At 58.5% G+C, this 10,925-nt stretch carries 9 protein-coding genes and 1 pseudogene; 8 read left to right on the top strand and 2 right to left on the bottom strand.

The genetic code is table 11. The features are described from left to right. Nucleotide 1: 1 nt before the first annotated feature. Nucleotides 2-1,024: a zinc-dependent alcohol dehydrogenase gene (locus H522_RS0112780; RefSeq protein ID WP_026962627.1), complete on the top strand. Its 1,023-nt coding sequence runs from the start codon at nt 2-4 to the stop codon at nt 1,022-1,024. A gap of 167 nt (nt 1,025-1,191) precedes the next feature. Further along, entirely contained in the window at nt 1,192-2,472 is a 1,281-nt protein-coding gene (locus tag H522_RS0112775) for an MFS transporter (protein WP_051344246.1), read from the top strand. Nucleotides 2,473-2,503: 31 nt separating this feature from the next. Here H522_RS0112775 and H522_RS21165 read toward each other — a convergent pair. Then, a pseudogene (locus H522_RS21165) lies at nt 2,504-2,662 on the bottom strand (LysR family transcriptional regulator); the annotation flags it as partial. 48 nt (nt 2,663-2,710) lie between these two features. Between H522_RS21165 and H522_RS0112765 the strand changes: the two are divergent. Then, nucleotides 2,711-2,905, top strand: coding sequence for a hypothetical protein (locus H522_RS0112765; protein WP_026962625.1), 195 nt, complete (start codon nt 2,711-2,713; stop codon nt 2,903-2,905). 106 nt (nt 2,906-3,011) lie between these two features. On the opposite strand, the gene H522_RS0112760 is transcribed toward H522_RS0112765, so the two are convergent. Then, nucleotides 3,012-3,827, bottom strand: a complete 816-nt coding sequence (locus H522_RS0112760; protein WP_026962624.1) for a carbohydrate deacetylase — start codon at nt 3,825-3,827, stop codon at nt 3,012-3,014. Nucleotides 3,828-3,989: 162 nt separating this feature from the next. Here H522_RS0112760 and H522_RS0112755 point away from each other — a divergent pair, with 162 nt between their 5' ends. The 5 genes from H522_RS0112755 to H522_RS0112735 all read left to right on the top strand — a co-directional run bounded on the left by H522_RS0112755 (nt 3,990) and on the right by H522_RS0112735 (nt 10,897). Beyond that, nucleotides 3,990-4,799 carry a helix-turn-helix transcriptional regulator gene (locus H522_RS0112755; RefSeq protein ID WP_035453821.1) on the top strand — a complete coding sequence of 270 codons (810 nt, stop codon included), beginning with the start codon at nt 3,990-3,992 and terminating at the stop codon, nt 4,797-4,799. A gap of 145 nt (nt 4,800-4,944) precedes the next feature. Then, nucleotides 4,945-6,726 (top strand): ABC transporter ATP-binding protein, encoded by a 1,782-nt coding sequence (locus tag H522_RS19290; protein WP_051344241.1) that lies wholly within the window; start codon nt 4,945-4,947, stop codon nt 6,724-6,726. Continuing rightward, complete coding sequence (locus tag H522_RS0112745; protein ID WP_051344240.1) at nt 6,719-8,524, top strand: ABC transporter ATP-binding protein; 1,806 nt, start codon at nt 6,719-6,721, stop codon at nt 8,522-8,524. Before H522_RS19290 ends, H522_RS0112745 begins: the two co-directional genes overlap by 8 nt. Before the next feature lie 232 nt (nt 8,525-8,756). Beyond that, nucleotides 8,757-9,941 (top strand): MFS transporter, encoded by a 1,185-nt coding sequence (locus H522_RS0112740; protein ID WP_026962621.1) that lies wholly within the window; start codon nt 8,757-8,759, stop codon nt 9,939-9,941. Between the two features lie 134 nt (nt 9,942-10,075). After that, the gene (locus H522_RS0112735; RefSeq protein WP_026962620.1) at nt 10,076-10,897 is read left to right on the top strand and encodes a sugar phosphate isomerase/epimerase family protein; all 822 of its coding nucleotides are present in this window, start codon (nt 10,076-10,078) and stop codon (nt 10,895-10,897) included. Nucleotides 10,898-10,925: the final 28 nt, after the last annotated feature.

Here is a 10,925-nt window from a genome sequence, read left to right as displayed (position 1 = left end):
TATGCTTGAACTGTTGCTTGCGGAACCGGGGCAATTGGTTCTTCACACCCAGTCTGAACCCTTGCCTTCACTGAAACCCGGCGAGGTCCGAGTTCGTGCTTTATACGGGGGCATCTGTGGATCGGATGTGAAGGTGTATAAAGGCCAGCTGGCGCACGCCAAGTATCCCGTACGGGCCGGCCATGAGTTATTGGGACAAGTGGTGGAAGTGGGCGATGGTGTCAGCCTTTCACCAGGCGTGCGCGTGGTGGTCAATCCGAACACGTATTGCGGCGAGTGCGGCCCGTGCCGCCGAGGGCGGACCAACCTGTGCCTGCACAAAGGGTCCTTGGGCATCAACCAGCCTGGGGTGTTTGCGGAAGAGATTATCCTCCCGTTCAAGTACGTTTTGCCGGTGCCGCCCGAGGTACCGGATATGGCGGCCGTCTGGACGGAGCCGCTGGCGGTAGCTACCCGAGCGCTCAAACGCGCTGGCGTGCGGGCGACTAGCCGGGTGCTGGTCATCGGCTGTGGTAGCGAAGGGACCCTGTGCACCTTACTGGCGCGGCAGCGGACCGAACATGTTGCCGTGGCGGACGTGCGGGCGGATCGGCTGGAGTGGATAGAATCTCTCGTGCCTGGGGTGGACGCAAACGTTCCAGAAGCGTATCCGGACAATTCCTTTTCCGTGGTCATCGAGGCGGCGGGTCATCCTGCGGCCGTCCAGCAATCGCTGCGTCTTGTCGAACCGGGTGGTGTGGTGGTGCTGATTGGTTTAGCGCAAGAGGCGGTGTTGCCAGTGCAGCAGTTCGTCCGCAAAGAGGTAGCCATGTTCGGATCCATCATTTATGTAGCCGAAGATTTAGAGGAGTCTGTCGACTTGCTGCGGGATTTGCACCTCCAGAACATGTTGGTGCGGCTGATTGGCACGGAGGTTCCGTTTGTAGAGTTTCGGGATGCCTACGCGTACGCCATGTCGGGGCGGCCGGGAAAGGCGCTCTTGCGCTGGTCGGAAAAGGACGAATCGAGGAGTGAAAGGGGATGAGTGCATGAAGTGGGCCGTGCCGGTCGCACAGGCCCTAGGAGCAACGGCCGTTCGCACCTTTTTCGATCCTCTGTGGTCTTTACAGACTGCGAATATCTCTGTAAAATTATCAAATTCATTGTGAAAGATAGAATCGTGGGGTGGTTTCTTTGGGCAAAAGGCGCTGGATGATTGGGTTGCTGCTGGCTTTGGGGGTGATCATAAACTACTTTGACCGGACCAACATGTCCATTGCGACGAAACCGCTTGCCAGTGAGTTTCATCTCAGCGCTGGGGAAATGGGTCTGGTCTTGTCCTCATTTGGTTGGTCCTATGCGTTGATGCAGATACCGGCCGGGGCGCTGCTCGACAAAATTGGCGTCAAGTGGGTGGTGCGTGTCGGGACGCTGATTTGGTCTTTGGCCACGTTCATGACCGCGTGTGTCAGCGGGTTGGGCCTGGTCATCCTGTCTCGCGTGCTGTTGGGGTTCGCGGAAGCGCCGTACTTTCCCGCATCGGCGAAGGCTACGGGGTATTGGTTTCCCCGCCAGGAACGCGGTCTGGCCACTTCGTTGTTTGACTCCGAGTCCAAGTTGTCAAATGCCATCGGGGCACCCCTTATCGCTGTGGCCGTTACGGCTTGGGGCTGGCGGGCCGGCTTCTATCTGACCGGTATCCTGAGCCTGCTGTATGCGATGTTGTTCTGGATTCGCTACCGGAATCCCAACGAGGACAAGAAGCTGACGCAGGAGGAACAGCAGTATCTGGTCGAGGGCGGGGCGCAAGCGGTCGGTGAGGGCGACGGACGAATCGGTCAGAACCTGCGCCTGCTGCTTCGGCAGCGCAAGGTGTGGGGCGTATTCATCGGGTTTGCGGCGTACGGGTATTCGTGGTTTTTGTTCCTCACGTGGCTGCCCGGGTATTTGGAAACGGAAATGCACATGACCGTACTGAAGTCAGGGTGGTATTCGGCCGTTCCTTGGCTGGTCGGCTTCCTGTCTGAGCTTTTGATTGGTGGATGGCTAGTGGATTACTTCGTCCGCAAGGGGAAAAACCCCACTCGGGTGCGGAAAACCATGTTAGTGATTGGGTTGGTGCTGGGTTTATCCGTATTGGGTGCCGCCTTCACAACCAACCCGGTTGTAGCGGTGGCTTGGATTTCCATCGCACTCGGCGGCCTGGTCATCACGTCGTCCATCGCTTACAGCATCCCCACTTTCATTGCCCCCAAAGGGGCGACCGGCAGCCTAATTGGTCTGCTGACGTTTGGCAACAACGCGATGGGCATCGTGGCGCCCATCGTTACGGGCTTCATCGTCAGCGCGACCGGATCGTTCGCGATGGCCTTTGTCGTAGCAGGAATGATCCTGGTGTTCGGCATCTTGGCCTACGTGTTCCTGTTGACGGATTTGGAACCGATTGAGGTGGATGGTACCCGGTCGGTGATGGAAGCCGCGAAGCCAGTGTGAGGTTTGCGAGCTGAACAGGGGGGTATCAGCCACGGCTGGTGCGTTCAAATAAGGGGACGCCCAGTTCGTCTTCCAGCTTGGCGATGGCACGGTTCAGCGCCGGTTGGGTGATGGACAGTTCCGCTGCTGCTTTGGTCAGGCTTTGCGTTCGGCAGACCGTTCGGAAATAATGAAGTTGAAACCATTCCATTCGTACACATCACCTGCACCCGCATTCAAGCACATTGGAAGTGATAGTATGGACACGACGTCGCGCAAGCGGACAAACCGTCCGGATAAGACCCACACAACGCGAAGCCGTAAAACGGCTGCCAAAACCGTGGCCAAAGGCACACAGGACCTTCCCGACCTGCACCTGCCAGATGGGGTATCCGACGAATGGCAAAGGTTCTATCAAGCGTGGGTCAAGACTTGGCGTGAGAGACGCCGTTAACCGGCTGAACCAACCGGTGCAAGCCATAGATTGGGTCAATCCGCTGCCAGTCGTGGCCTGACATTTGAAATCTGCGATGCTCGAGATGTATTCTCGGGAGGGCTCGTTACGTTCCGCCATACTGACGCATGCCCGCCTTTACGTCGCGGTAGGTGAGGTGCACAAACTCGCCCAGGACGCGTCGCACGTCCGGGTGGCGAAGCGCCTCCCAGTCGGCTGCGCGCTTCTCCCAATCGGGCAACAGCCGCGCTTCGTCCGTCGGCACCGCCGCGTGATGAATCAAGTGATAGACGCCTGGGCCGAGGTGGCTGAGGGTATCCACATACCAGGCGATGCGGGGTTTCGGGGATACCGGATAGCTGTCGACAAGCCGTACTTTGGGCAACGGAGAGGTCTCCGCCAAGCGCGTAAGGGCTACCCGCAGGTCCTCCGGCAGGACAAGGTCCTCCAGGTTCTCGGGCAGGAAAATGGGGATACCGAGCTCTATGCCCAGTTGGTGGTACACAGTGGCAATGTCCGGCCGCATCACCGCCCCCATGTGCGTGTCCAGGTGGGTTGGCTCGATACCAAGGCGTCGACAGGCCTCTACCTGCGCTCGCAGTTCCATCTCCGCCTCTTCGACACGGATGTGTTGCCACGCCGCTTCGAGTGTAGACCAAAAATAACCGCTTTCATCGCAGAGGCTCTGGCCTCCGGTTAACGGCCGCATTCGCGGGTAGGCCCACTCGCTGGTCAAGGTCAGGTGGACTCCCAAATCCCCCGACTTGACCTGCGCCGCCCACGCGCCCGGTGTCATGATGCTACCGGTGGGCCAGCCCAGTTCCAGGTAGGCCTGATTTTGCGCGGCCAGCACACCCAAGTCATCGTGGTGAACCAGGATGCATCGTTTACCATCCAGGCCCATGTCTCTCCACAGCGTCATCCGATGGCCTCCTTGTCGTTTTCCGAACCATCTTGCTCCCATGGTACTACAAATCCTCTGCTCCTGGCCCAGGTATCTGCAAAAACCGCACGAAAACACGGAATTTGCACCTAGCTTCCGAACGCGAAGCGGTGTAAACTGGCGACGAGGTGACAGCGGCTCGTGAATGAACATTCAATCGGGGCGTATGTGCGGGTGGCCGGATACGGGTATCATGATCGCCCGTACCATTCCGTCAAGCAGGAAGGGTTTACGACTTATCTCTTGCGCCTGCAAGTGGAAGGGCAAGCAGAGACCGTGATTGATGGCCGCAGGGCGTCCATTGGGGTTGGGGACCTCTTGCTGGTGGCGCCGAGACAGCCATATGAGCTGCACATTGGTCATTCGTCCGCGCGCGCGCCGATACGCAGCGCCGATTACTACATCTTTTGCGACGGGCCGTGGCTGGACGCCTGGTGGCAGGAACGGCGGCGGCCGCGTATGGCAACAATTCCGCTCGACGACTCGATGCTGTCTTTGTGGCGCCAGGTGGCGTGGGAGAAACGACGGATTGGTCGCACGGATGACCGCATCGGTGACTACCTCGTGCGGGTGTTGTGCCTGCTCATTGACCGGAGCCTGGACGAGTGGCAGGCGCGCACGGTCAGTCCGGAATCCCTGGCGGCGCACCGGATGAAGCGATTTATCGAGCAGAACATCGGAGATGAATTGACTCTGCAGGACGTGGCGGATGAAGTGGGCTTGAGTGTCTCGCGTGCCGTCCACTTATTTAAGGAAACGTTTGGCTGTACGATTGTCCAGTACATCGTCGATGTTCGCTTGAAGCTGGCTTCTGACCGTATCCGCTTTAGTGCGATGACCTTGGAGCAGGCCGCGGAGTCAGCCGGATTTCGCAGCTACTCGTACTTCTACCGCGTGTTCCGCGACCGCTACGGCGTGTCGCCGAAGCAGTATCGGCAGCAGATGCAATAGCCGACGAGGCAACCCGGTATCCTCCCTTTCTCGATAAGACAGCCAGATCTGAAAACTTCATAACCAGATACGTCATTCTCAACCCTCCCTGTTTGTGATTAACTCAACTACGTTGTCACTTCACGACACACGGGGAGGGTTTTGCTTGGCGGGAGAGTTTCGACGGTTATCCGGCTTCTACCGTCCCTATCTGCGTTGGCTGTACCTGAGCATGGTGCTGCTGGTGGTGACCACTGTCCTGGGACTCGTCTATCCCTACTTATTAAAGCTAATTGTCAACCGGGTCATCATCGGCCACGCGTACGGACAGCTGCCTTGGCTCATCGCCGCAATCCTTGTGGCCGCGCTGGTCAAAGGCGTGTTCAACTTTGGGCAACAGTATACCGGACAGGTTTTCGGCAGCCGTACCGCCTACGATCTGCGCAACGCGCTCTATCACAAACTGAATCGGCAGCCGTTTGGCTGGTACGACGAGATTCACACCGGGGACCTGATGTCCCGATTGACGGCCGATTTGGACGCGTTTCGGATGTTTCTCGCTTTTGGCATCAACAACTTGGTCAATCTCGGTCTCATCGTTGGTTTCGGCCTGGTCATGATGTGGTGGATGAACGGTTGGCTGGCCCTGGTCATGCTCTGTTTGATGCCGATTTTGGCTTGTGCCGGGGTGTTTTTTGACCGCCGTCTGCATAAGGCGTTTCGTCGCATTCGGCAGAGCCTGGGTACCCTGAACTCCGGTGTCCAGGAGACCATCATGGGCATTCGTACGGTGAAGTCGTTTGCTAAAGAAGACTTCGAAATTGATAAGTTTACGGAGCGCAACGACGAGTACTTCAACTCCAACATGGGGGCCAGTAACATCTGGAAATGGTTTTTCCCCGTCATCAGCAGCACGGGGAACCTGGGTATGGTGTTGATCTTGCTTGTAGGCGGCTGGCTGGTCATGCACAAACAAATGGAACTGGGTGACTTGGTGGCCTTCCTCAGCGTCCTTTGGTACATTTTATGGCCCTTGGCCGACCTCGGGTTTTATCTCAACAACTGGACGCAGGCCCGGGCTGCCGGCGGACGCCTACTCGAGATTCTCGAGGCACAGGTCACCATCACCACACCCGCCGGAGCACGGCCGCAGCCACTTTGCGGACACGTTCGATTCGAGCACGTGGAGGTCCATTACGGAGAGAACCGGGTCCTAGAGGACATTGACCTTGAGGTGGCCCCTGGACAGACAGTAGCCTTGCTCGGGTTGACCGGAGCGGGCAAGTCGACCTTGGTCAGCCTGCTGCCTCGGTTTTACGATGTCAGTTCCGGGCGGGTGCTGATTGACGGCAAGGATGTTCGCGAGTGGGATCTGCATTCGCTGCGGAAAAACGTAGCCGTGGTCTTCCAAGAACCGTTTCTGTTTTCAACCACGATTTTCTCCAACATCGCCTACGGACGCCCGGACGCGAGCCTGGAGGAGGTCCGACGGGCCGCACGGCTGGCGGATGCGGCCGAGTTTATCGAGCAGCTCCCGGACGGCTACGCGACGATTGTCGGCGAGCGTGGGATGGGGCTTTCCGGGGGCCAGAAGCAGCGTATTGCTCTGGCCAGGGCCATCCTTCAAGACCCATCCATATTGATTCTGGATGACGCGACCAGTGCCGTGGACATGGAAACGGAATACCAGATTCAGCAGGCCCTGCAGGAGGTCATGCGCGGTCGGACTACGTTCATCATCGCTCACCGGATCTCGACGTTGAAACGGGCGGACCTGATTTTGGTCATCGATCACGGTCGGATTGTCGAGCGCGGCACGCACGATCAACTGTTGGCGGGGAAGGGACTGTACCGGCGCATCTTTGACATGCAGTTCCGTGATTCCGACAGCAATCTGGCCGCGGTGGCCGGCGGATTCCCGCTGCGGAAGGAGGGGCATCATGCCTAAACCAGACCTGCAGGCAGATTTACGTGCGCCGTTCGTCTATCGCGAGGACGAACGAATTGAGAGATTTGATTGGGGGCAGATTCGCCGCCTGCTCGGGTACATGTCGGCGTATCCGAAGGTGATTACGCTGGCCTTTACCGCCACCTGCGCCACGGCGGTTGTAACCTTGGCGGCGCCGTATGTGGTCGGCCGCGTGATTGATGCGGCTATCGCCACCGGCAGCACCGGGCGTCTGATAGCGTATTGCGCCGTGCTTGTGGCCCTGTACGCGCTCAATTTCTATGCCAGCCACAAACGTATTTACTATACCAACCTGCTCGGCCAAAACGTCATTCGTGACCTGCGCCGACAGCTGTTCAGCCACGTGCAGAAGCTGTCCCTGACGTTTTTTGACAACCGCCCGGCCGGGTCCGTCCTGGTCCGCATCATGAACGACGTCAACTCGCTTCAGGACCTGTTCACGAACGGGGTCATCAACTCCATCACGAACATGTTTACGCTCATCGGGATCATCGTCATCATGGTCAGTCTCAACGCCCGCCTGGCCTTGGTGACGATGGTGGTGGTCCCGTTTATGTTCCTGCTCTCGATGCGACTGACGGTAAAGATCCGGCGCGCCTGGCAGCAGGTGCGGCTGCGCACGTCAAAGATGAACGCGCACTTGGCCGAAAGCATCCAGGGCATGCGGGTGACCGAGGCATACGCCCGGCAGGCGGAGAACCAGGCGTTTTTCGAGGACATGAACCAGGACTACATGCGCATGTTCCTGCGCGCGCAGCGGCGGAGCATCGTGTTTGGTCCGCTCGTCGACCTGACGGGGGCGGTGGGCAGCGCGCTCTTGTTCGGGTATGGCGTCCACCTGTTGACGGCCGGAGAGGTCACTGTCGGTCTCCTGGTGGCGTTTGCGAATTACCTAGGAAATTTCTGGACGCCGATTGCGCAACTCGGCCAGGTCTACAATCAACTGTTGGTCGCGTCTGCGTCCTCCGAACGGATCTTCCAGTATCTTGACACGAAGCCGGTGGTTCAAGACGCACTGAACGCGCCAAAGCTGCCGGCGATTGAAGGGCGGGTGGAATTCGTCGATGTGGAGTTCGAGTACGAGCCTGGCCGCAAGGCGCTGGACGGCGTCAGCTTCCATGTGGAGCCGGGCCAGACGGTGGCCTTGGTCGGACACACCGGGGCCGGGAAGAGCACGGTCATCAACCTGTTGTCTCGGTTTTACGATCCGACCGGTGGCGCAATCCGCATCGACGGCCGCGACATTCGCACGGTCCAGACCGACAGTCTGCGCCAACAGATTGGCATTGTCCTGCAGGATACGTTCATTTTTTCCGGGACCATCATGGATAACATCCGCTACGGCAACCCGGCTGCCAGCGACGAAGACGTCATTGCCGCGGCCTGTGCCGTATACGCGGATGAATTCATCCGTCAGATGGAAAACGGGTATAACACCGAGGTGCGAGAGCGGGGGAGCCGCCTGTCGATGGGGCAGCGGCAGTTGATCTCGTTCGCCCGGGCCATCCTGGCCGACCCGAAAATCCTCATTCTGGATGAGGCGACGGCGAGCATCGACACCTATACGGAGCACCTCATTCAGAAGGCACTGGAGGTACTTTTGGCCGGCCGGACCGCGTTTGTGGTCGCGCACCGCCTGTCCACCATCCGCGAGGCGGATCAGATCCTGGTGTTTGATCACGGTCAGATTGTCGAGCACGGCACGCATACCGAGTTGATGGCCCGGCGCGGCCATTACTATCATCTGGTCGAGGCCCAGTACCGGTTTTTAGCCTAGAGGTAGTCCAGAAATGGGGCTAGAACTCCCGGAGCCCCCCGGGGCCATTGCCTGGTCAAAACGGTCTCCGGGTTATCGCGGGCCCATACGGGACAACAGTACACTGGACTGTTGTCCTGGCGACCAGGCCCGACGGGGGACCAGGCCCCACTGAAGACCAGGCCTCACTGAAGACCAGGCCCCTTTTCGGGCAACGTCTGAAAACGTGGGCGTTGCGGTGGTGGAGGTAATCATGAAACGCAGCGAATACGCACGCATGTCATGCTGCTATTTTTTCTTCTATGGTACGGTCGCGGTGTTTGGACCGTACTTCAATTTATACTTGGGTATGCATGGGCTCAGCGCCCAGCAGGTGGGAAGCGTGTTGGCCGTTATTCCGCTTATGGGCCTGTTGATGCAGCCCGTGTGGGGGATGTGGAACGACCTCTTTCACATTGAAAAACGGACTGTCTTCGTCGCACTGGTGGTTCCGCCGCTGGTACTGTGGACGTTTCCTTACCTGCATACTTACGCTTGGTTCTTACTTGGGACGGCTGTGCTCGCGGCGTTTCAGACTGCGGGCACACCCGTACTCGACAGCATGACCTTGGTCCGGGGCGGAATGAAGGATTACGGGAAGGTCAGGCTGTTCGGATCGCTCGGGTACGCGTTGATCGTCGCCGGTGCCGGCCAGGTCTACCGGACCCATACGGTGGCCTGGCTGCCGCTCGCGGCAACAATCACCGCCATACTCGCCATCTCTGCCCTCTCCGCCTATCCTCACCCCCGCCTGGTCACCCGCTCGAAGGGGACCCTCTTGGGGGGCATTCGGGGGTTGCTGCGAAACCGGTCTTTTGTCGCCCTGTTGGTCGCGGCGTTTCTCGTATCGGTTGGGCAGGTGGTCAATAACAACTTCTTCTCGCTGTATTATCACGATCTCCACCGCCCCATGGGCTGGCTGGGCGTCATTCTAGGCTGCGGTGCGCTCACTGAACTCCCCTGTTTCTTCCTCAGCGGACGGCTCATTCAACGATTTGGCGCGAAAGCTGTGTTTTTCTTCGGTAGCGGCGTGTTCACCCTGCGCTGGCTGGTGCTAGCGTTCGCTCCGCCGACCTGGGTCATCGTTTGCGCGCAGCTGTTTCACGGACTGTCCTTTGGCCTGACGTTTGCCGCCGGCGTAGCCCTCGCTGCACAGAGCGGCGGTCAGTCCAACGGGGTCACCGCCCAGACACTGTACAGTGCCGTCAACACGGGGTTAGCCGCGATTTTCGGAAGCCTCATCGGCGGCTGGGTGCTGCAGGCGTTTGGCGATGCGTCTGTGTATCGGTTTGCGTTTGTCGTGAGTCTTCTCGGGATGATAGGGATGGTCATTCTGTTTCGCCTGCGCATCACGCGGTATCGTCTGCAAGACAGCGCTCACGCTGGGTTTAATGGATGAATTGGCCGGTTGGAATAGGCTGGTTTATGTCACGTCAGGTTGTGACATACCAGGTTGTAATCGCTGTGCAGGGCTAGGGCCGGTCGACGCGAAAACATGAAAATGCATCGTACCAAGCAGTGGAGGGGTGCCGCATGAAGCTTGCGTTGAACCAGTGGTGTTTTGGGAATGACGTGGAGCTGAAGTCCATCTTTACGGCCTGTCAGCGGGCTGGAGTCGACGGAGTGGAGTTGAATCTGCAGGGTCCGGGCGGAATCGGTCTCACCCTCGACAGCACTCCGGACGACGTACGGGCAATCGCCAAGCAGGCACGCGCCGCAGGTCTGGAGATGAAGAGTCTGGCAACCAGTCTACTGTGGGAGTTTCCGCTGTCCGCTCCAAAACCCGACGTACGTAGGCAAGCTCGAAGCATCGTGCAAAAGCAGCTCGAAATCGCCTCGTGGCTGGAAATGGATGCTATTTTGGTCGTTCCGGGTCTGGTCACCCCCGAAGTCTCCTATGAAGCGTGTTATGAACGAAGCTTGCATGAGTTGGTCGAATTGGCGGAAGTGGCAGGGCGCATGGGAATTCGGATCGGCGTGGAAAACGTTTGGAATCGATTTTTACTCTCCCCGTTGGAATTGAAGACGTACGTCGATACGATTGGATCTCCTTGGGTTGGCGTCTACTTTGACGTCGGCAACGTATTAGCGTTTGGTTTTCCCGAGCAGTGGATCCGCATTCTGGGTCAGCGAATTGTAAAGGTGCATGTCAAGGACTATAGCCGGTCGATTGGCAACATCCACGGATTTGTGCCGCTCTTGGCCGGAGATGTCGATTGGCCCCAGGTCATGCAGGCGCTGCGCGAGATCGGCTATGACGACTATCTGACGGCAGAGTGTCTACCGTACCGGTACGCCCCGGTTCAAATTGCGAGTGACATCGCCGGGCAACTGCGGTCCATTTCGCGGCTATAAGAACTGATTCCGGCGGAAATCTCCTGCG

Origin of the sequence: Alicyclobacillus herbarius DSM 13609, from assembly GCF_000430585.1 — a bacterium.
Lineage (GTDB): Bacteria > Bacillota > Bacilli > Alicyclobacillales > Alicyclobacillaceae > Alicyclobacillus_G > Alicyclobacillus_G herbarius.
Note: the sequence above shows the minus strand (reverse complement) of the source record. Positions and strands in the feature narration are given on the sequence as shown.